General features: G+C 40.9%; 25 protein-coding genes and 1 tRNA gene. 14 read left to right on the top strand and 12 right to left on the bottom strand.

Annotated elements, in window-relative coordinates; genetic code table 11:
• Position 1: 1 nt before the first annotated feature.
• From N523_RS0100315 to N523_RS0100300, 4 genes are all read right to left on the bottom strand, one after another.
• Complete coding sequence (locus N523_RS0100315) at positions 2-1501, bottom strand: efflux RND transporter periplasmic adaptor subunit (RefSeq protein WP_028835567.1); 1500 nt, start codon at positions 1499-1501, stop codon at positions 2-4.
• Positions 1491-2816, bottom strand: a complete 1326-nt coding sequence (locus N523_RS0100310) for a TolC family protein (protein WP_028835566.1) — start codon at positions 2814-2816, stop codon at positions 1491-1493. Before N523_RS0100310 ends, N523_RS0100315 begins: the two co-directional genes overlap by 11 nt.
• A 103-nt stretch (positions 2817-2919) precedes the next feature.
• The gene (locus N523_RS0100305; RefSeq protein ID WP_013466001.1) at positions 2920-3294 is read right to left on the bottom strand and encodes a hypothetical protein; all 375 of its coding nucleotides are present in this window, start codon (positions 3292-3294) and stop codon (positions 2920-2922) included.
• Between the two features lie 63 nt (positions 3295-3357).
• A complete protein-coding gene (locus N523_RS0100300; protein WP_028835565.1) occupies positions 3358-3966 on the bottom strand; it encodes a paraquat-inducible protein A in 609 nt (202 codons plus the stop codon).
• 156 nt (positions 3967-4122) lie between these two features.
• Between N523_RS0100300 and N523_RS0100295 the strand changes: the two genes are divergently transcribed.
• A complete protein-coding gene (locus N523_RS0100295) occupies positions 4123-4452 on the top strand; it encodes a hypothetical protein (RefSeq protein ID WP_028835564.1) in 330 nt (109 codons plus the stop codon).
• Positions 4453-4475: 23 nt separating this feature from the next.
• Here the strand turns inward: N523_RS0100295 and N523_RS0100290 are convergent, their stop codons facing one another.
• Positions 4476-5744, bottom strand: coding sequence for an EAL and HDOD domain-containing protein (locus N523_RS0100290; protein WP_028835563.1), 1269 nt, complete (start codon positions 5742-5744; stop codon positions 4476-4478).
• Positions 5745-6011: 267 nt separating this feature from the next.
• On the opposite strand from N523_RS0100290, the gene N523_RS0100285 reads away from it, so the two are divergent.
• A complete protein-coding gene (locus tag N523_RS0100285) occupies positions 6012-6578 on the top strand; it encodes a PhnA domain-containing protein (protein WP_024601949.1) in 567 nt (188 codons plus the stop codon).
• Positions 6579-6713: 135 nt separating this feature from the next.
• Positions 6714-7520 carry an META domain-containing protein gene (locus N523_RS0100280; RefSeq protein WP_028835562.1) on the top strand — a complete coding sequence of 269 codons (807 nt, stop codon included), beginning with the start codon at positions 6714-6716 and terminating at the stop codon, positions 7518-7520.
• A gap of 382 nt (positions 7521-7902) precedes the next feature.
• Here N523_RS0100280 and N523_RS0100275 read toward each other — a convergent pair whose 3' ends face one another.
• A complete protein-coding gene (locus tag N523_RS0100275) occupies positions 7903-8742 on the bottom strand; it encodes a 23S rRNA (adenine(2030)-N(6))-methyltransferase RlmJ (RefSeq protein ID WP_028835561.1) in 840 nt (279 codons plus the stop codon).
• 238 nt (positions 8743-8980) lie between these two features.
• Between N523_RS0100275 and N523_RS0100270 the strand changes: the two genes are divergently transcribed.
• The 9 genes from N523_RS0100270 to N523_RS0100230 all read left to right on the top strand — a co-directional run bounded on the left by N523_RS0100270 (position 8981) and on the right by N523_RS0100230 (position 16232).
• Complete coding sequence (locus tag N523_RS0100270) at positions 8981-9211, top strand: hypothetical protein (RefSeq protein WP_008466311.1); 231 nt, start codon at positions 8981-8983, stop codon at positions 9209-9211.
• The gene (locus N523_RS0100265) at positions 9211-9516 is read left to right on the top strand and encodes a cell division protein ZapA (RefSeq protein ID WP_013466007.1); all 306 of its coding nucleotides are present in this window, start codon (positions 9211-9213) and stop codon (positions 9514-9516) included. The genes N523_RS0100270 and N523_RS0100265 overlap by 1 nt, the downstream gene beginning before the upstream one ends.
• Before the next feature lie 56 nt (positions 9517-9572).
• On the top strand, positions 9573-10592 hold the full coding sequence (locus N523_RS0100260; protein ID WP_028835560.1) for an MBL fold metallo-hydrolase: 1020 nt from the start codon (positions 9573-9575) through the stop codon (positions 10590-10592).
• Between the two features lie 56 nt (positions 10593-10648).
• Entirely contained in the window at positions 10649-12097 is a 1449-nt protein-coding gene (locus N523_RS0100255; protein WP_028835559.1) for a transglycosylase SLT domain-containing protein, read from the top strand.
• Between the two features lie 65 nt (positions 12098-12162).
• Positions 12163-12651 carry an FKBP-type peptidyl-prolyl cis-trans isomerase gene (locus tag N523_RS0100250; protein WP_008466307.1) on the top strand — a complete coding sequence of 163 codons (489 nt, stop codon included), beginning with the start codon at positions 12163-12165 and terminating at the stop codon, positions 12649-12651.
• Between the two features lie 21 nt (positions 12652-12672).
• Complete coding sequence (locus N523_RS0100245) at positions 12673-13401, top strand: SDR family NAD(P)-dependent oxidoreductase (protein WP_028835558.1); 729 nt, start codon at positions 12673-12675, stop codon at positions 13399-13401.
• Complete coding sequence (locus N523_RS0100240) at positions 13398-14237, top strand: amidohydrolase family protein (RefSeq protein ID WP_028835557.1); 840 nt, start codon at positions 13398-13400, stop codon at positions 14235-14237. The genes N523_RS0100245 and N523_RS0100240 overlap by 4 nt, the downstream gene beginning before the upstream one ends.
• 48 nt (positions 14238-14285) lie before the next feature.
• Positions 14286-15848 carry a S41 family peptidase gene (locus N523_RS0100235; RefSeq protein WP_028835556.1) on the top strand — a complete coding sequence of 521 codons (1563 nt, stop codon included), beginning with the start codon at positions 14286-14288 and terminating at the stop codon, positions 15846-15848.
• 3 nt (positions 15849-15851) lie between these two features.
• A complete protein-coding gene (locus tag N523_RS0100230) occupies positions 15852-16232 on the top strand; it encodes a hypothetical protein (protein WP_028835555.1) in 381 nt (126 codons plus the stop codon).
• Positions 16233-16333: 101 nt separating this feature from the next.
• On the opposite strand, the gene N523_RS0100225 is transcribed toward N523_RS0100230, so the two are convergent.
• The 4 genes from N523_RS0100225 to N523_RS0100210 form a co-directional block, all read right to left on the bottom strand.
• Complete coding sequence (locus N523_RS0100225; RefSeq protein ID WP_010391702.1) at positions 16334-17509, bottom strand: mandelate racemase/muconate lactonizing enzyme family protein; 1176 nt, start codon at positions 17507-17509, stop codon at positions 16334-16336.
• 27 nt (positions 17510-17536) lie between these two features.
• On the bottom strand, positions 17537-18304 hold the full coding sequence (locus tag N523_RS0100220) for a class II aldolase/adducin family protein (RefSeq protein WP_028835554.1): 768 nt from the start codon (positions 18302-18304) through the stop codon (positions 17537-17539).
• Between the two features lie 134 nt (positions 18305-18438).
• Entirely contained in the window at positions 18439-18762 is a 324-nt protein-coding gene (locus tag N523_RS0100215; RefSeq protein WP_028835553.1) for a c-type cytochrome, read from the bottom strand.
• Between the two features lie 171 nt (positions 18763-18933).
• Entirely contained in the window at positions 18934-19473 is a 540-nt protein-coding gene (locus tag N523_RS0100210; protein WP_010391699.1) for a DUF2058 domain-containing protein, read from the bottom strand.
• A gap of 194 nt (positions 19474-19667) precedes the next feature.
• Here N523_RS0100210 and N523_RS0100205 point away from each other — a divergent pair, with 194 nt between their 5' ends.
• Positions 19668-20816 (top strand): MFS transporter, encoded by a 1149-nt coding sequence (locus N523_RS0100205; protein ID WP_010391697.1) that lies wholly within the window; start codon positions 19668-19670, stop codon positions 20814-20816.
• Here N523_RS0100205 and N523_RS0100200 read toward each other — a convergent pair.
• Complete coding sequence (locus N523_RS0100200) at positions 20783-21283, bottom strand: prolyl-tRNA synthetase associated domain-containing protein (RefSeq protein ID WP_013466016.1); 501 nt, start codon at positions 21281-21283, stop codon at positions 20783-20785. The genes N523_RS0100205 and N523_RS0100200 overlap by 34 nt on opposite strands.
• A gap of 1 nt (position 21284) precedes the next feature.
• Positions 21285-21671: a hypothetical protein gene (locus N523_RS0100195; protein WP_013466017.1), complete on the bottom strand. Its 387-nt coding sequence runs from the start codon at positions 21669-21671 to the stop codon at positions 21285-21287.
• Positions 21672-21836: 165 nt separating this feature from the next.
• Between N523_RS0100195 and N523_RS0100190 the strand changes: the two genes are divergently transcribed.
• Positions 21837-21912, top strand: a tRNA-Ala gene (locus N523_RS0100190).
• Positions 21913-21960 lie beyond the last annotated feature (48 nt).

Here is a 21960-nt window from a genome sequence, read left to right as displayed (position 1 = left end):
CCTACTCGTGCTGACTATGCATAGCATGCACAGAAGTCATTGTATGGATCACAAACTCACCTTGCTCAATACTAAAGGTAAATGTAACTTCATCATTTAGCTTAAACGCCTCAATCGTTACATTTTTTGCTAACACAAAGTCCATAGTTGCAGGTCCGCGCCCCCACTTTTCAATCGCTTCACGGCTAATATTCATAACCCGCGTGCTAGGGTCAATGCTGTTGATAACCCCATTCACAGTAGCCATGCTTGGGTCACTATCACTCATTGCCATGGTGCTGTGCGAAGGGGCTTGCATACGCTTAAAGTCAGAGCTTTTACTCGACTCTGAATCAATTAAAAACTGCGCAGAAGTAACCACTTCATCTTCAGCCATAACACCCGATAAAATCTCAGTATGAGTCGCATCGCTTCGCCCTAAGGTTACTTCAACCGATTTAAAACGCCCCTCACCAAGCGCAATTACAATGCGGTTTTGGCTACCAGTGCGAATAACCGCCTCTTTAGGCACAATTAACTGCTTTTCAGCTTTTTGGCTATGAATACTCACTTGCGCAAACATATTTGGTTTTAACTGATGACCTTCGTTATTAAAGCGCAAACGCACTCGTAAAGTACGATTTTTAGCATCTAAAGTAGGGTAAATATAATCCACTTGCCCTTGCCAACGTTGACCACTTAAATAATCGAGTGTCATGGTTACCGGTAAGCCAACACGGATCAGCTCAGCTTGGCGTTCAAATACCTCAGCCTCAACCCACACTTCGTCAAGCTGAGCAATACTCATCATTGATGTATCTGGTTTAACGTAAAACCCTTCACGAATATTAAGCTCATCAACAACGCCACCTTGGCGAGAATAAAAAGTAATATTTTGTAGCACTTGCTGACTTTTTTGTAAGCGTGAAATAAAACCCTCAGACACATTAAGCGATTTTAAACGTGCTTTAGCCGCCCGAATTAGCACCGGATTATTGCGCTTTAACGCTAAAACAAACTCTTCTTGGGCATTGACTAATTGCGGTGAATACAAGGTATAAAGTGGCTCATCTTGTTTAACCTGATCGCCTGCGGCCTTCACATATAACGTCTCTACCCAGCCCTCTACCCGCGGGTGAATATGAATGAGCTGGTCTTGGTTATACTGTACATAGCCTACCGTGTTGACTTCATTTTCCAGCGCTGCAAACTCCACCGGTGCAGTGCGTACACCTAAGTTATTAATCACGGTAGGTGAAATTTTAACACTGCCGGGGCCTTCATTTGCATCACTGTCTGACTCTTCATAAACAGGCACTAAATCCATACCCATAGGTGATAAACCCGGTTCATCACGACGATAATTACTGTCCATTGGTGCCACCCAATAAAGCGGCTCTTTTTTACTACTGGTTTTGTTATCGCTTGGCATAGTGTGCTCAGCTGGCAAGCTCAATAACATCCCGGCCGTCAGCGCTGCACTGCATATAGCCACCAATGACAATTTAAAATTAGTATTCATAGGTTAGCTCCTGCTGTGTTAAGTTCTTTAAGCTGGCGTCATCAGCACTGGCGTAATAATTTAACCGTGCAATAATAATTTTTTGATCAACGTGAATATTAAGTGCGTCTATTTTGGCATTTAATTCGCTGATCCGCGCTTGCATCACATCCGAAAAATTACCATCATCGCGGGTATAAGCATTAAGGGTCGCTTGGGATTGCTCGGCCATTTGCGGCAATAATTTAGTTTTATAGAGCGCTGCTCGCTGACTTAATCGTGTTAGTTGGCTGACTTCCTTAAAGTACATTCCTTGTAGCTTTTTAAGAGCAATTAATTTTTGTGTTTTTGCCTCTTCGCTATCAGCAATCGCGGCATTAACGAGTTGATCTTGGCGATTGTCGGTAAATAACGGTAAATCGATACTCACTCCCACAGAGAAAAGGTCGGCTCGCGAGCCCCCCATTGGCATATCATCACGATAACCATATCCCATATTCACACCAATTTGCGGTTTATAGCCTTGCTCAGCCACACTGATTTGAGTTTGCTTTGCCTCTATTGCATTATCAATCGCCATAATAGCGGGGTGCTTTAATAGCAATGCCATCAATTGCTGAAACTCTAACTCCGTGTAGTTTTTTAACGCTGAAACCTGTGAAAAGTCCTCACCAACAGGCTGGCTTAGCATGTCGATGGGCAACCATTGTGTTAACCGCTTTTTAGCACCTTGAAGCTGTTGATCAAGTTGCATTAGTTTATTTTCAAGGCGGGTTAGCTCTAATTGCGCACGAATAATATCTTGTTGGCGTGTTTTACCCACCGAGCTTACATAACTTGATTCGGTAATATCGATTAGCTGAGTAAACAACGCTTTGTCCTGCTCAATAAGTGCAATAGTTCGCTGCGCTCTGAACGCATTGAGCCATGACTCGGTCACTGTGGTTTTTACCTGCGCGAGTCTATCTTTACGAAGCCAAGGCTCTGCCGCAGCCGACTGAGACAGTGCTTTTTGCTGCAATGCTAAACTATCGCCTCGGCTTAACGATTGGCTAATTCCTACTTTAAATTGGGTCATATTTTCTTGATCAAAAGCAAAACCATTAGTGGGTAAGTTCATTAACCCTAGCGTGAGTACCGGATCAGGTAAGGTACCTGCGGCAATACTTTTTGCTTCAATTGATGCTTGTTTTTGTTTGCTGGCTTTAAGCCAAGGCTCATGGTTTAAGGCATAGTTAATTGCCTCATTTAAACTCAGTTCAGCACTGTGTACAGAGACACTAATGCTCAATAAGCTGCTCACACAAACGGCTTTTAATACTGCGAAGTGATTCATCACTTGCTCCACTTAAATTTAAAAAATAAAAAACGATTAAATTTTTAAGCAGATAGATGACAAAAAGCTAAATGGCTAGATTTTGAATACACCTATCCTGCGGTTATGCAGGCATAGGAGGACGATAAAGAGATCGTGCAAAATTAGGTTGGCGCTGCATGACAGCAAGGTGCACTTTTTCAGAGGGTAATTTAGAAGCTATAAATAGCGAGTTTACATGCAAGGCCGAATGCGAATTACAAGCACTCATCGGGCAACTGCAATCTTGGGTTAACGTGCTTTGCTCACTACAGCAATCCATAGACATGGTTGTTGTATCAGCGTCGTCACTCATTGCCATTTCACTATGCTGCATCGATGCATGGGTTGCCATGTTCATATGCGGCACATCACATACCATAGATACAGACGCAACGGCTTGACCCACAAAAGTGAGTAACAAAGTTAGCGTGAGTAAAATACAGTAAATACGTTGCAATGAATTAACCTAATAATAAATAGACATTTAAAGTTTATGGTAACTGGCTTTAAAACTCAATCATTAACTGGTTTTTACCATTGGCTTTATCAAGCTACTAGCCGCAATGGCGAACAGGCAATAGCCGGTAAAATACCAAAAACCAGTACCAAACTCAGCATGCATATTAAGTAAGTCTTCTGAGTTCGCGTTTGCATTACCAGCCATGTAAGCCACGATTAATGCAATAACAAACACATCCACCATACTCCATTTGCTCAAACTAATAATGACCTTACCAAGCTTGTACTTAAACGAAGTCTCTTTCAGTGCACAATAAAACAATTGAAGCAGCAGCTTAATTGTTGGGATCACTATTGAAAAAAACGCCACTAATATCGCCACTAAGTAGTTTTTGTTATCGGCCAGTTCGTTAACGGTGCCCCAAATACTACGCGTTTTTTGATAAGCGCTGATCTCACCTTCAAGTTTGTCTAATCCCAACATACTCGAGATCATCATTAGCATATTACGGGTGTTTTGATTTCCTTCATCTGCCAGCATTTCAATACCGGCTTGAGCAAGTTTAGATTTATCAATTTTGCCTTCCATACTCAACACCGGCTGTGTCACCCCGGGGATTAATAAAGCTAAGGCTATTAAAATAGTCGTGATAGGTAAAAATAAACGCATGGTGTAATACTAAGTAAAATCAATATGTGCCAATCATACCCAAACGCTTTGCGTTAGTCTTGCTCAATAATTTAATGGTTAACTGAGCTGTACTTTTTATGAAACAAAATAGATACTCATTATAATTGACTGAAAATCAGATAAATAGAGAGAACGATGTTGTTTTTTATTGGTTTAGGTATATTACTATGTTTATCGTTGGTGCTTGTCATAATTGAGAAAACAGCCCCAGTTGTAAAGATGGAGATAAACTTTGTTCATATCGTACTTTTCTTAGTTGCGGGTATGTTTGCTTGGGGTAGCCAAGAATATATTGCAACAGAATGGTTCGATTTGTACTTTAAAGAGGGGTTTTGGGTTCGCGTCTTTCAGGTCTTACACGTTGCATTAGCCATTGCTATAACATATCGTGGATTTGTAATTGGTGTAGGCATATATTTGTTGATTGGCGCTTATATTTTCGTTCAGTGGCTTATAACGGGGTAAGCCGCTGAACCATTAGAATAAATTCACTCCAAAATGGTGGCTAATAACTCATCCGCATATTGGCGCGCATCTAACATGGCTGTATACACCAGCTTTATATCTGATGCAGGGCGAATAGTCTCTAGCAACTTTTTAGCCAATTGCCAGTTATCTTCTTCTACTGCTTTTATTAAATGTAATGAGTTCCCCATCATGCCATCAAAACTTAAAAGTGCACCAGATAACTCAGCCCCTAAACTAAACTCTTTGGCAATAGCTTCCAGTTCCATATCTAAAATAGCATCAAGCACCGACATCAAGCCGACTAAATAGCCTTGCTCTGCAATAATCTTTCCGCCAGGCTCTAAAATCAATTGCATAAACTGCGCTCTACATAAACCTAAACGAGTAAGTTCACTAGGCTTGTCTGAGCCAAGTTCGCTCAGCGCCAGTACTCGTACAAACTTTCTAATAGAATCTTCCCCTAAATACACAACCGCTTGTGGAATTGACGTAATCACTAAATTTTTATTAGCAGAGCGAGCATTAACTAGTTTGAGAACACGTGCGGTTAAACCCACATCTTTAGAAATACGTTGATTAATTTCGTTAAAATCTAAGTCGGGCCGAGATGTGCAGCGCAATAAATCAAAAACCGCCATTTTTAACGGCTCAACATTACCGTAACTGAGCATTTCTGGCCGTGCAAAAAAGAATCCTTGAAAGTAATCGCATCCAGCTTCTTTAAGCTGCCTAAATTCGTCATAGGTTTCGATTCGCTCTACCACTATTTTAACCTCAGGGTGATTGCGTTTGAGCTTTTTAAGTAGCATGGTGGTTTTTATTATAGGCTCTTCTACTTCAAGCTTTATATAATCAACCAAACTGAGCAAAGGTTGCCATTTTTCATGCGCGTCATAATCATCTAACGCAAATACATACCCTGCTTTTTTTAGCTCAGTTACTCGTTGAGTAACAAGCTCGATATTTTCAGTACGCTCAACAATTTCAATTACAGTATTTTCAGGCTGCAATAATGTAGGTAAATCCTCTAAAAGCCCTTCGCTAGATAGGTTTATAAACACGGTCTGATTAAGCGCCAGCTTTTCCACCCCAACCAGCATTAACGCATTAAAAAAAAGTCGCCCAGTGGCCTGCCCGTCGGTTGTTCCCGCAGGAAAGGCATTATTAACTGAATCGCGATAAAGTAACTCAAAGGCAAAAATGCTTCTATCAGCATGAAAAATGGGTTGCCTAGCAATATATTGAGTAACCAAAATAGATGAATTTTTTACGTCTGGATTATTTGGCATTACCCTTCCTGTTTTGCAGTGATGTAAGCGTTATTTTTATTGTTATACCTAACCAGTATAGTGAAACTTTAAAGACTTGCTGCAATTTTAATTCGAATAAAAAACAAGCAACTAAGCCTAAATTTATATTCTTAAAATAAAAACCTTTATTAACCTTATTTTTTATAAGGTTTTGCTGCTATCAGTCGCTCTGAGCATACCCAAAGGTTATGGTTATAAGGTATAATGCTCTTATAAATTTTTTATAAACTCACAAGAGCCCCTAATATGAGCATTGAACAAGCCTTAATAGAGCGTAGCAACAACCAATGTGAACTCTGCGCAGCAACAGATAACTTAACTGTATACGAAGTACCTCCAGTTACCGAAGCTCATTCAGATAAATGCATTTACACCTGTCAAACATGTAAAGATCAAATTGAGGGCACCCGCGATTTAACTCCTACTCATTGGCATTGTTTAAATGACAGCATGTGGAGCCAAACACCGGCGGTACAAGTTGTTGCTTATCGCATGCTGACACGACTAGCAGCCGATAATGGCTGGGCACAAGACGCACTTGATATGATTTACCTTGAAGAAGACACATTAACATGGGCTCAGCAAGCGCTTGCTGAAGATGATGATATTAAACACATTGATAGTAATGGCGTAGTGCTACAAGCTGGCGATACCGTCACCTTAATAAAAGACTTAGATGTGAAAGGTAGCAGCTTAACGGCAAAGCGCGGTACTGCTGTGCGCAATATTGGCTTAACCAGCAACCCAGAACATATTGAAGGGCGTGTTGATGGACAACGTATTGTAATTTTAACTAAATACGTTAAAAAATAAGTAACGAATCAAGGCGCCTAGCGTCTTTTTTTATATCTCAACTTTCTGTATTGGCTGTATTTACAAGTTAAGCGATGATTAAGTAACTTAGCCGTATGCTACTGTTTATATCCGTAATTATATCTAGGAACTGTTATGTTCTCACCAAAGCCAAACTCAATCTTAAAGTCGGTTGCAGGCCTATGTTTTTTAGCAAGTGGCACACTTATGCTTAGCGCATGTAACGATGACACCGCACAGCAAAATAGCGCTGTGAAACAAACAACAGCCTCTCTACCAGTACAAGTTAGCTACCTAGATCGCAGCCTATTAGCGCCTAATTCACAGCTAACCGTTACCTTGGTTGATGTGTCAAAAATGGATGTGGCAGCAACCGTTATTTCTGAGCAGGTAATTGATTTAGTAGGCGCACCGCCGTATAAAGTAGAGCTTGAATACAACCTTGAAAAAATTGATCCAGCCCATCGCTACAGCGTGCGCGCAACCATTAATAATCAAGGAAACTTACTATACACCAGCACAACAAGTAACTCGCCTTTTGCTAATACGGCCTCATCAGAGCCTTTAGAAATTATTGTTTCAAAAGTAGCGCCAAAGCCAGACGTTGACTTAGTAAATACCTACTTCAAAGCCGTTTCAATCGACGGCAATCCCGTTGAAGTGAATACTAAAGAGCCATTTATTCAATTTAATAGTGACAACACTGTGCACGGTTTTTTAGGGTGCAATAACTTTAATGGCGGTTATGAAGTATCGAAGCAAACGGTTACTTTTACGCAGTTAGCTACCACGCAAAAAATGTGTCATGACAATATGGAACAAGAAAGCGCCATGGCGGGTGTGCTGCAAGCAGCAACGCAATGGCAAATTAACGGTGAAAAATTAGTATTACAAAATGAGGCAGGCAAGCAACTTGCAACCTTTAACGCTGTTTACTTTTAATTAAGCGTAACAATACTCCGCATCTAAGCAGAACAGTATAAAGCCCAGTTAAACTAGGGTCTGTTGATCTTTCAAGGTCAAATTTGCAGCAGTCTGTTTGGTATTTAGGCAAGGCAGAGCCTATGTGGTGTGGTTATTCCCCATAAATAGGCGATAACGCAGCATCAATGCCAAACAGGCGCTGCCCGAAGGGTTCTGCCTAAGGGCGGTTTACTCTTTGTTGCCTACATGGATGTAGGTAAGGGGCGTGAGCAGGACGCGGAAGCTTTGCTCGGTTTTTACTTAGCCCACTAGGTTACAAACCTCGCGCCGCGATTAAACCGCCCCTAGTTTGAACAAATTTTAATCCGCAAAGGTCAACAGACCCTAGGCTTATTTATTTTTATTCGACAACTAACTGCTCGCTGCGATAAAAGCCACTTGGCTTACTCAACAAGCTTACTAGTTCAGGTAACACGTCATCCATAGTTTGTTTCAGCTTCCAGGGTGGATTTATCACTATCATTCCAGAGGCGGTCATACCATGTACTTCTGTATCTGCTTCAGTACCTAATTCAAATAATTGAATATTTTTAATGCCCGCGTCAATTAAACCCTGCTCCATATTATCAATACGTTCTCTGTCCACAACCGGATACCAGATCATGTAAGTCCCTGTTGCAAAGCGTTGATGTGCTTTAACAATGGTTTGTACTACCGTATTGTAATCGTCTTTTATTTCATAAGGTGGGTCTATTAACACACAGGCTCTGCGCGAAGCTGGCGGTAACAAACCAATTAAGCCTGCAAACCCATTTTCGCCGCGTACACGAATAGAGCGCTTACCTTGCATGTTTTCTTCAAGTAAGACTAAATCTCGCGGATGCAGCTCAAAAAACCAGCCCTTATCTTGACGGCGTAAAAAGTGCTCGGCTATTTTTGGTGAGCCTGGGTAAAACGCCAGCGATGCGCTCTCATTAAATGATTTTATTAGCTCAATATAGTCATTTAAGGCACTGTGTTGGCTAGTATGTTGCCACAGTTTTTCAATGCCATCTTGGTACTCTTGGGTTTTTTGCGCGTCAGGTGCAGCAAGCTCAAAAAAACCAGCCCCCGAATGCGTATCAATATAGTCAAGCGGCTTATCTTTAATTGTTTGATAACCCAGTACTTGCGCTAACACTAAATGTTTAAGTACATCGGCAGGGTTGCCCGCATGAAAGGAGTGTCTGTAACTAAGCATTATTTATTTTCACCATACGCTATTTAATAAAATCAGTGAACCATAAGCACACTACTTTGACAATCGATACCAGCAAAAGCGGGGGTTTACGTGAACCGCTTCTGAATGAAAAAGCCAATAGCGTGAATTATCCCTTAACATAGAATAAAAATCACCTAAAACCAGCGTAAATGCTGGCAAATAAACACACTTTGCTTTACATTTGCATGACATTAATTACAGTTATATGAGCGCATTTATGAACAACAACACTCTTCAACAACTCGAACAACTGATCGACCAACTAATTACCCGTAATAATCAGTTACAAACTGATATTTCAGAGCTTAAAGAGCAAAACAGCAAGCTACTTGATGAAAATGAGTTATTGCAGTTAGAAGCCCTTGAAAATGAAGAAAAACAAAAAGATGCAAGTACTACCTTGTCATCATTGTTAGATAAATTACAAAGCGCGCAACAGGCAAGCTAATGTCTGAGCTGCAAAACCAGCGAGTCACTGTTGAATTGCTTGGTAAAGAGCAGCAATTTGCTTGTCCTGCGGGGCAAGAAGAGGCACTAAAAGCGGCCGCCAAAAATCTGAATGATTTAGTTGAACAAATGAAACAACGTTCAACAGTCAGAAACGATCAAAAAGCATTACTTATGGCTGCCTTAAATTTAAGCCACGAATTGCTTGAAGCGAAAACTCAAAAATCAGTTGAGCTTGAATATCAAGATCAACTGATTGATAAATTGAGTCAGTACTTAAGCTCGAACTCTGAGCACACTAAATAAAAGCGCATTTTGCGCTTTTATTGTTTTTACCGTCAAAAATACAGCTAGAGATAAAGATGCAACTATTTTTAAGTAAAGCTCAAAAAATAGGTAAGTGCTTACTGCCTTTAATTTGCTTGTTTATGCAAACAAAAAGCGAGGCAGCAATTGAGTGGCAACCGTTGTCAGCTAATATTCAATTTCTTAAGCAACCTGAAAGGCTTCGTTTTTACGACTCTAACCAAGTATTAATTGAAGGCAGTGAATGTGCATTACTCGTTGATGCCAGTGGTAACTTTGCGGCAGTAGAACAACTGGTAACTGAGCTAAAACAACGTCTAAAGACGCCTTTGTGTTATTTAGTTGCAACCCACTTTCATGACGATCACTTACTGGGGATGGCGGTTATGCAGCATTACTTCCCAGACGCAAAACTTATTACTCACCAACAAGTCGCTAACGACTTTTCGCTTTACCAGCAAGCTTTAACAGACAAGCTAGAGGGATTCGAGAAAAGCATTGAGCTGAGCTATCAACGATTAGCCACCTTACCCGATGCTGAGCAAGTTCAATGGCGAGAAAAGCTTACCCGCGCTAAAAAGCGCTTATTTCGCTGGCAAGACTATCAATTAACACCACCAAAAATGAGTATTAGTGAATCTAAAACGTTAGATTTAGGTGGCTATACACTCACTATAAACCCGCACCAGGCACATACTAATGGCGATTTAACACTACTTGCCGACAAAGGTAAAACCTTAATTGGTGGTGATATCATCGATTGGTTACCCTACCCTGGGCATGGCGAGCTTAAGCAATGGCAACGCTTATTAAAAAAATATATAAATAATAATACGCTGTCACTTTTTATTCCTGGGCATGGCGATTTAGTCGATAAAGTTAAACTAAAACAGTCACTCACGTTTTTAGAAGCGATTACGGAGCATGCTAAAAACAACCCTGAAGCTAGTATTGAGCAATTACAAAAAAACTTCCCTATTGAGGCACTAAAACCTTATCAACAAGAACCACTTGATATAAAATCAAGTCACTTATTTTTGCAATCGGGATTACTTCGCGCTAAAAACAGTCAATAACTGAACACAATGGATTGTGTTAAAATATGGAAATATATTTTTTAAAAAGGAACAAAATGCGTCACTTGATCTTATGCTTTGCCATTGTATTGCTATGCAGCTGTAAAACCACTCAGCCAGAGATCATTGCGCCTGCAGTTCCCACACCTGTAGAGTCAAAACCGGCATTATCAAATACGCCGACCTCTAAAAACACTCACAAAGTCATTAATAAAAAAGCCCCCCCCAAAGCCCCTGAAATAGCTCAACCCACAGAGTTATGGGCACATATTGCTGATAACTTACATTTACCGGTTGAGCAAAATCAGGCGTTAAAAAAACGCATTAACTGGTATTTAAAACAGCCTAATTATTTAAAAATAGTGTCTCGACGTGCAGCGCCTTTTTTATACCATATTGTAAAAAAAGTTGAGCAAAAGCGCTTGCCGATGGAGCTCGCCTTGTTACCGTTTGTAGAAAGTGGCTTTAGACCTACCGCACGCTCAAGCGAGCACGCTGTGGGAGTGTGGCAACTCGTTGCAGCAACCGCGCATCATTTTGGGGTTAAATCAGATCAATGGTACGACGGACGCCAGGATGTATTAGCCTCAACCGATGCGGCACTTGATTACTTGAGCTATTTACATAAACGTTTTGATGGTAATTGGCTACATGCACTTGCGGCCTATAATACCGGTGAAGGCCGAGTTAAGCGCGCTATAAAACGCAATCAAAAACGAGGTAAATCAACTGACTTTTGGGCACTAACACTGCCAAAAGAAACCGCTGACTATGTACCAAAACTATTAGCACTGAGCTATTTAGTGAAACACCCTAAGGCAAATTTTAAACGGCCAAAGCTTCCTTATAAAGCACTGACTACCTCGCTAAATGTGGCAAAACAGTTTGATTTTTCAGTTATGGCCAAGCTCTCTGGCATGGGCGCCAAACAACTGCATGCCCTTAATCGGGGTTATTTAAAAAATCAAAGCTCTCCCCATGGACCGCACACTCTGTTATTACCTATAGAGCAACAAGCTTTATTAAAAAACCGCTTTTTTAAAGCCAATTTTGCAGGCGAATACATCGTTAAGAAAAATGACACGCTGTACGGTATTGCTAGGCATTTTGGCCTGCCTTTAGAAGTATTAAAACAGCTCAATAATAAGCAAAATAACTTTATTGGCGTTGGCGAAAAGCTTATTTTAGGGGAGCCGCAAACTTTGCCTGAGTCGCTCACTATTAACTATAAAATAAGCCCTTATCTAGAACAAAAAGAGCAAATCATTCCAACCATCGAGGTAGATTACCACGTAAAACCCGGTGACAACCTTTGGAATATAAGTCAGTTATACGGCGTTGCTCATAGCGATTTAGCGCGTTGGAATAAATTATCTGCCTCAAGCGTATTAAAACCTGGTACTCAGTTGGTTTTATTTATACCTCAAGCCGCGACACCTAAAACTACACCGGCGAAAAAAGACCTGTTACTCGACTTACAAAATACATTAAATCATCCACGTTAAGTTTCTAAAGCGCAGTATTTCGCGTAAAATTGCCTTTAATTAATTTAAAACTCAAAGAGACAAGCATGCAAATCAGTAAAAATTCGGCCGTTGAATTTCATTACACCCTAAGCGAAGCGGGTGAACAAATCGAAAGCAGCCTAAACGACGCGCCATTAAGTTATATTCACGGCAGCGAAGGCATGCTTCCAGGTTTAGAAACCGCACTTGAAGGTAAAGCCGCTGGTGATAAATTTAGCGTTACGTTATCTCCAAGTGAATCATACGGTGAGCGTGTTGATGACTTAATTCAGCGCATTCCGCTTAAGCACCTTCAAGGTGATGTAAAAGTATGGAAACCAGGCATGACTGCTATGGTGCAATCAAACCAAGGTCGCCACCAAGTAACCATTGTAAAAGTAGGCCGCTTTAATGCTGATTGTGATTTAAACCACCCATTTGCTGGTAAAACGCTGACTTTTGATGTTGAGGTTGTCTCAGTTCGAGAAGCAACAAACGAAGAGATTTCTCACGGCCATGTTCATGCTGAAGGTGGTTGCGGCCACGCACATTAATTGCTAATTAAAGGAACAAGTATGTCAAAAGTTGCAATAGTAACCGGTGGCTCTAAAGGCATTGGCTTTGCTGTGGTTCAGCGATTATTAACGAGCGGCTATCAGGTTCATAACCTAGATATTGAACCCAGTGAGAGTGGTGCTTTTCATCAATGTGATGTTAGTAATGTAACCGCCGTACGTCAGTGTATACAGGCTATTATTGAAAAAACACAACGCATTGATGTACTTGTTTCAAATGCTGGCAAGCACCTAAGTGCCACAATTGAGCAAACCGATGAAGCGACATTCGATGCGTTAATGGCACTGAATGTTAAAGGTGCGTACGCGGCTATACAAAGCGTATTACCAGCCATGAAAGCACAACATGATGGCGCTATTGTGTTAATTGCCTCAGATCAGGCCATTATTGGCAAACAAAACTCATTTGCTTATAACCTGACTAAACATGCATTGGCTTCGATGGCTAAAACCACCGCCTTAGATTACGCAAGCTTTAATATTCGCACTAATGCCGTGTGTCCTGGCACCATAGAAACGCCATTATTTCATAATGCGATTGATGCATACTGCAAAAAAAGTGGCGCAAATAAGGCAGATATTGTTGCCGAAGAAGCTGCTTTACAACCACTTAATCGTTTAGGTCAAGCCGATGAAGTTGCAGCACTGGTAAACTTTTTAGTAAGTCCAGAAGCCAGCTTTATTACCGGCAGTTTGCAACGCATTGATGGCGGTTACACAGCGCAATGAGTACTAAAATTATTGACCCGCATGTGCATTTTTTTAATTTGCTGGAGGGTCAATACACCTGGCTGCAAGGTGCTAACCCACCCGCTTGGCCTAACTTAGATAAAATAAAACAACCGATTAGCGTTGCTAAACTAATCAAAAGTACGGACTTTGAACTCGTTGGTTTAGTGCATATAGAAGCTGGCTTTGATAATGAGCAACCTATTAATGAATTAAACTGGTTAGCAAAGCATATAAAAAGGCTACCTTACAAAGCGATTAGCTTTGCAACAATTAACCAGCCAAATAACGCATTTAAACTAGCACTTAAACATCTAAAACATTCATCCCTTGTCGGCATTAGAGATATCACTGAAGGTCATGATGCCACGCGCTTATTGAACCCTCATTGTCTCGATAACCTGCGCCACTTGAGCCACTTAAAACTGCATTTTGAAGCGCAATTTGAAGTAGAAAACCTCAACATCACCGAACAGCTCATCTCTTATGCCAGCCAAATTACTGATTTACAAATCATCATTAATCACGCGGGGCTTGCACACAACCTTACTAACTGGCAACGCGCCATTGAATTACTCGCACAGCAACCTAATATTGCGATTAAGTTTTCAGGTTTTGAATTGCTTATGCTTAATAGCGAGCAGCAAACCCAATGCTTTACACATATTTTAAAGCATTTTGGTATGCATAGAGTGATGCTTGCCAGCAACTTCCCCGTGTGCCAAATTTATTTTAACTACAATGAGTTATGGCATCATTATCGAAGCCTATGTAGCGATGATCTTACATGGCAACATTTGAGTTACAAAAATGCTGCGCGCCTCTATCAACTCTAAATGAAAACCGCTATATTTAGCTCAACAGTTTAAAAAACGAGCATACGTATGGCCATTTTTAATTCATCTTCTCTCAAATACACATTACTCTCTTTATCGCTAGCCACTTTATTGACCGGTTGTGGCGGTGGGGGCAGTGACAATGCGACCAACCCAACAACTAACAACGGTGGCTGGACTTCAGGCGTATTTGCCAGCTCAGAGCAATTTAAAGGTCAATGCCAAGCAATTAATGAAAAAAACTGGCTACGCTCTTGGAGTAACGAAACCTACTTATGGTACGACGAAATTATTGATACTAATCCGGCATTAACGTCAGGCGTCATTGATTACTTTAATACTTTAAAAACGGAGCAACTGACTGAGTCGGGTGCGAAAAAAGATAACTTTCACTTTAGTTTGCCAACCGATGAGTGGCAAAGGCAAAATCAATCAGGCCTAAGCTTTGGTTATGGCTTTAATATAAAAATAATCGCTGGTAGTGCGCCGCGCCAAGCAATTGTTAGCTATACCGAGCCAAATACCCCTGCTAGTAATCAAAATATTATTAGGGGCTTTGAGCTTTTAGAAGTTGATGGTGTTGATTTTATTAACACGACCTCATCAAGCGAGGTAGCTATTATTAACGCAGGTTTATTCCCAGAACAAACAGGTAAAGTTACCGAATTTGTATTTAGGGATATCAGCACTAATGAAAATCGCATTGTTACGCTCACATCTCAAAATATCGAGTCGCAACCAGTAATGAACGTACGTACTGATTTAGCAAACGGCGATGTGGGTTACTTTCAATTTAATAGCCACAACGCGATAGCCGAAACGCAGCTTTACAACGCCTTTAACCAACTCGCTGCCAGCAGCATTAAAGATTTAGTCATTGATGTGCGCTATAACGGCGGTGGTTTGTTACAAATGGCCAGCCAAGTAGGCTATATGGTGGCAGGTAGCAATACCCAAGGCAAAATATTTGAACGCACTATTTTTAACGATAAATACCCCAATACCAACCCTATCACAGGGCAAACACTGACCCCCATGCCCTTTACAAATCGTTTTGTCGGGTTTGAAAATAACCCTGCAATAGCTGCAGGCACCCCATTACCAACGTTAAATTTAGATCGGGTATTTGTACTCACCACCAGCAGTACCTGCTCAGCCAGTGAGGCTATAATTAACGGGCTGCGCGGAGCCGATGTTGAAATCATTCAGATAGGGGCTGGCACCTGTGGTAAACCGTATGGCTTTTACCCAACCGATAACTGCGACACTACTTATTTTACCATTCAATTTACTGGCGAAAATAACAAAGGTTTTGGTGAATATTCAGATGGCTTTGCACCGCAAAATACCATTGATAATGCGCGCCAGCCCGTACTTATTGCAGGCTGTGCTGTTGCCGATGACTTTAGCAAACGCTTAGGTGATGCAAGTGAAGGCTTACTTAATACCGCACTTAGTTATAGAGCAACCGGCAGTTGCCCAGCCCCAAGCTCAATAAATAGTGTTCTCGGTTTTGCGCCCACTATCGCCACCGATATGCCTGAAGTAAAAGACGCGCGAATTCAGACTGTACTTAAACAGAATATTATTCTTAGCGATAACATGAGATAAGCAATGAAGATTTTATTAGCAATAACTGCAATTTCGCTATTTTTAAGTGGGTGCTTAGCACAAAGCTCAGAGCCCACACCTAAATTGCAACATGCGTTACTAATTGAGCCTAATAGCGCTAAAGTAGCCGACGCAATTGCGCAGCTGCTGCATAGCTCGCAGGTTCAATTAGCAGACGATGTTTTTGTCACCTCAAGCTCGGTTACCCTTGAGCAACTTAATCATAAAGATCCTCAGGGCAACCCTATTATGGGCAAGCAACTTAATATGCCTGACCAGTTTGAGCTCGTGACTAAGGGAGAGCGCTGTTTTGTTCGCCACCTTGATAGCAAAGCAACCATTGAACTAAAACAAGTACTTTGTAAAATAAACCCACAGCGATAAAAAAGCCGGTAAGTGACAACTCACTTACCGGCTATTCATAAATAGAGCTATTTAACCTGAACTCTGGATAATAAATCCATCTCAAGCAGAGTTCAGGTTATTTATTTTATTTCTACGCGTTGTGAGCGCATTACAATTTCATCATTAAGCTCAATCCCAAGGCCTGGTTCTTCAGATACTTCAAAAAAACCATTTTTAGGTTGTGGATCTTGTAAGCATAGCTCTCTATTCCACTTTTTAATCGCGTAAGTATGATGCTCGTGAATTAAAAAGTTAGGGATCGCTGTTTCTAAGTGCAATGATGCCGCCGTTGCAACCGGCCCTCCACATACGTGTGCCTGAATACGCACATCAAAAATATCAGCGTAATCACATACTTTTTTAGTTTCGGTAAAGCCACCACATAAGCCGATATCTGGCTGTAATACATCAATACTTTGATCTTCTAAATAAGGACGTACACCCCAGCGGTTATACAAGCGCTCGCCGCCTGCAATAGGCACAGCCACTTTGTCAGCCACTTTTGCATGTAATGAATGGTTTAGGTAATTCACCGGCTCTTCAAAATACATACAGTCAAATTCTTCTGCAATTTCACCAATTTGAATTGCCGATGTCGCCCCTGGTAAGCTATGACATTCAAAAATAATATCTACTTCGTCACCCACGGCTTCACGAATAGCCTGCATACGAGCGCGGTATAGTTTCATTTCTGGACGAGAAATAATATTTGTGCGGTCGTAATAGGTGTTGCCGTCTTTATCGTATTGAATTGGATCGACCTTTACCGCATCGTAACCTTCCGCCACCGCTTTTAGTGCCGCTTCTGCATATTCTTGTGGCTGTACCAGCGCTTTAAATTCACTGTCCCAGTCAAACTGCAGCTGTGATGCATAAGTACGCAGCTTGTCGTTAACTTTACCGCCAAGCAACTGATAAACCGGTAAACCTAATGCTTTACCTTTTATATCCCAAAGTGCCGTATCAATCGCACTCATTGCTGCGTAAACCACCGGCCCACCGCCTAGACCCCAAAAACTTTCACGTAACATTCGCGACCATAGTTTTTCAGTTTGAAACGGGTCATGGCCAATTAAAAAGGCATCGGCCATTTCTTTGATCATCGCAGCAGCGGCACTGTGGCCTAAATCGTACGCAAGACCTGCTTCACCCACACCGCTAATACCTTCATCGGTATGAATTCGAACAAATACCGGCGTCCATGCAGGACGATCAGGGCAATGAATATCAAAGACTTCAACGCGATTTACTTTCATAAAAATTCCTTATTAACCTTCAGTGGGTTATTTTGCAAAACTAGGATCAAGACGATACGCTTTTCGTAACATGGCAGGCCATGCTAGCTGGCCCCCTGTACTTCCGCTGTGAACGACGTTCGCTTGGTTATAAATGTTATCAATAATAGCTTGAGGCACAGCAGTCGCTTCTTGCGCACTTGATTGAATGGCTAACTGTATTTCACAGGCACGCTGAAGGTCATAAAAGCGCATAAACGCATCGCCTACCGTTGGGCCTACTGTTAAACCGCCATGATTCACCAATAGCATATGATTGGTGCTACCTAAATCTGTTTGCAGGCGTTTACGCTCATCGTCATTCACCGCTAGGCCTTCATAACCATGGTAAGACAGAGATGGCAATGAAAACATCGAATACTGACTTAACGGTAACAGCCCTTCTTTTTGTGTTGCAACTGCAATGGTTTCTTTAGTGTGTAGGTGTATTACGCAATGGGCATCCTCGCGTACTTCATGAATGGCACTGTGAATGGTGAACCCCGCAGGGTTAATATCAAATGGAGTGTCGTCAATAATGCGGCCATTTAAATCAACTTTAACTAAGTTAGATGCAGTGATCTCATCAAACGTTAAACCAAACGCGTTTACTAAATAATGATCAGTGCCCGGTAGGCGAGCAGAAAGGTGCGTATAAATTAAATCCCCCCAACGAAAATGGTCAACTAATCGATAACATGCGGCTAAATCAACACGTAGTTGCCACTCTTGTTCTGATACTTTATTTTTTAAATTGAGCTGGGGTAAATCAAACATAACAAGCCTTTTAAAACACAGCATAGCGCTAGTGATTGTAGATGTTTAGAAGTCTAAATGAGTATTAGCATGATGGCAATCACCAAATAAAAAAGCCACACATAGGTGTGGCTCTTTTTAATTAGCGTTAACGGTTATTGTACTTTTGATAGGTAATCGGCAATCGCTTCAAATTCTTCATCAGTCACAGTCGCAACCATCGCTTTCATCGCCATAGACATACCGTTGTTACGAGCGCCTGACTTGATGTCTTTCATTTGCGCTACTAAATATTCTTTGTTTTGACCATTTAGTTTAGGGTACATCGCCATTATAGGTGCTTTACCTTCTGCACCATGACATGTTTGACAATTTTTAGCTGTGTAAAGTGCAGCGCCATCTGCAGCGGCTGCTGAATATGAAAAACTTGCGGCTAAACCAATACCCGCGCCTAATAAAAGTGTTTTTATCTTGCTCATTGTATTTACTCTTCTTTTTACGGTTAAAAAAAACGGTTGTGATTATTGTAGTCAATAAATCTTTAAAAAGCATACGTCCTTGGTAAGGTTTGACGATCAATCAGAACAAATACGTGTATCCCTCATAAAACACATACTAGCTTGCTTTAACTGAGCAGATACTTAATAGGCTTACCAAATAAGATCGTCTGGCACTTCAAAATCAGCATACGGATCGTCTTCATCTTTGGCTTTATTTTCAGGCTCAACATGAAACACAATATACTTTTCATCCACCTCAGCCACTTTACGCGCAGGCTCATCTTCTAATACGTAAAACTGACCTTCTAACACACAAATAGCTAAACGCCCGCCCGAGAGCGCCTTTTGCGTTTGCTCATTCACATCAAGCCCTTTCACTTTATTTTCATAAGTGAAGTTAAAGGTACGCTCACCGCGAATTGACTCTTGATTATGATGCTCTAAAATTTGCTTAACACGGGCGACTTGCTCGCGCTGCTTTAATTCTTCTTGGCGCGCTTTATTGAGCTCTTCAGCTTTTTGCTGCTGCTCCAACTTAGTTTGCTGAATATGCTTTTGTAAATCGTTCGGGTTGCTCGTCGCTCCCTTCTTTTGCTTTTTCTGTTGCTTGCGCTTTTCTGATTTAGCAACTTTAGCTTTATGTGATGTTGTTAAACCAGCTTGGAGCAATTGCTCTTGTAGTGACCCCATGGCGTGTTCCCACTAAAAACGAATATTAATGCTATTTTAATCACCAACGAGCGTAAATAACAGCGCTATTGGTATTAATCTAACAAACTACTGAAAACAAAGCATGATTTAGCGCAATAAAGGTTAATTTATGAAAACCCTAGCAGTTTTGTATATAATGCAGCTCAACTAATAAGCAATGTATATGGCAGTTAATGCGCTTACCTCACCTACTCATCTGTTCAGTTTTCATTTTTTTTGTTTTATACGCACCACAGCCATTATTAAGTTTATTTGCAACTGAATTTAATGTTGCTCCTGCTGTTGCAGGCAGCTTAATGACGGCCACTATGTTGCCTTTAGCTATTGCCCCTTTGGTATATGGACTGTTTTTAGCTAAGCGAAACCCTTTATTGATATTACGCTTCGCTATGTTGTTACTGGGTGTGGGTTGTATCTTATTTATTTATGCCCCGAGTTTTGAATTACTTCTACTGGTAAGGTTTTTACAAGGACTGACTTTACCTGCCGCATTGACTGCCATGACCAGCTTTATTGGTATGAGCTATCAAGCCGATACATTACAAAAAAATATGACGCTATATATAGGTAGTACGATTGTCGGTGGTTATTTTGGTCGTGTATTGGCTGCGCTCTTTAGCGATGTTTGGTCGTGGCAGAGTTTTTATTACCTAATAGCAGCCATGCTGATTATTCTAGCGTTAAGTATTCCCCATAAACGTTTTAATCTCGTTAAATCAACCGAGGTTTTATCACCATTAGATTATATAAAACAACTTAAAGAGGGCTCTGCACTTAAGCTCTATGGTGCCATTTTTTGTATGTTTTTTTGCTTTGCAGCATTATTAAACTACTTGCCTTTTATTTTAAAAAATACCTTTTTAATTAATAACACGCGCGACATTGGCTTTGTTTATAGTGGCTATTTGGTGGGGGCTTTGGCTTCTATTTTCACTCCTTGGCTATTAAAAAAAATGACTTCAGCCTGGCGATTGTTGGCCGCGGTATTCGTGTTTTATAACCTCAGTATTGTGTTATTAATGAGTCATTCACTGTTGTTGTTTTTAATTGCATTCACACTCTTTTGCGGCGCTATGTTTGTGATTCATTCCACAGCGGCACCACTGGTTAATAAAATCAGTCACGCACCGCCAAGCGTTACCAACGGGTGCTATGTATCATTTTATTACAGCGGCGGCGCACTGGGCTCGTTATTACCAGGGGTGGTTTATCAAACTCATGGACAAACGGCGTTTATGGCAACATTACTCGCTGTATGTTTGTGTGGACTGGGGCTTATTTTGTGGGCTCAACGCGATGGCAAAAACATCACCCGCGGCTGATGCTCAGTAAAGTCAAAAAAACGCAGTAAATCAGGCTTAGTTAATAACCATGTTTGGGTATTTTCAAACGGGTGGCAATGAAATAAATCGCCAAACCAAATATCTTGATCAAGCCAAAGCGTTACATCACGCTGTTTGTCGTTCATTAAGCTGAGCATTGACACGCAACCCGGTGCAACCTTTAAGTACTTAGCCAAGCGCTCATTAGAGGCAAAGCCTAAGCGCGATAGCCCTTGCTGTTTGGCAAGTGACTTTAAATCCAACTGTTTATCATGCGCGGTGATCACTAAAAAATGACGCTTACCTTCATTGTCTCGCAAAAATAGGTTTTTTAAGCGTGTTCCTGGGCGGTTTACCATCAGTTCATCGGCATCTAAACTGCCATGTAGCGCTGGATGTTCTATTACGTCATATTCTATATTTAGTTGGGTTAACACTGCCGCTAGTTTTTGTTTATCCGCTAACATATTACAAACAACGCCCTCTTAATTGCACACTTAAATCACGCCATAGTACTTCGTTTATTTCATGCTTATCTGCACAATAGTTACGCTGTGCTAGTTCTTTATTAAGAAACTCTACCGCTTGATCTTCTAATTGTAATTTTAAAACACTCGACTCTTCAAAATGCTCTTGCTCAGCAAAACGCTGAACATCACTGCGGGTTAGTTTTTTATTAATATTAATTTGCTCACGACTTTTAGCCTTTACAGAAACCACATAAGCAAAAAGCTTGTTACCTTGCTCATCAAGGGTGTCATAAAATTGTTTATTATTAATTTCGTAGGGCGGTTCATCTACTGAACTGGCACAACCAAAAAGGAAAATCATGAAAACTAACGCGTATTTTTTCATTATGTATTGTCGTTTTAGTAAATATTTAGCTCGAGTTTAACAAAAATTAGTTAAAACGGAAAAATTTGTGAAAAAATACTTGACCAAAAACGTAAAAATATTTAAAGTTCACCCCGCTTGAGACTCAGCACTTAAGCATTTACATTGTATGTAAATTAGGAATGTGGGGCTATAGCTCAGCTGGGAGAGCGCCTGCCTTGCACGCAGGAGGTCAGCAGTTCGATCCTGCTTAGCTCCACCACTTTCCTACTCTCTCCCCTAAGTAATATCCTTATTTTTATATTCTAAA

Source organism: Pseudoalteromonas sp. 23_GOM-1509m, from assembly GCF_000518425.1.
In the GTDB taxonomy this organism is placed as follows: Bacteria; Pseudomonadota; Gammaproteobacteria; order Enterobacterales; family Alteromonadaceae; genus Pseudoalteromonas; species Pseudoalteromonas tetraodonis.
This window is presented reverse-complemented; position numbering and strand designations above follow the sequence as displayed.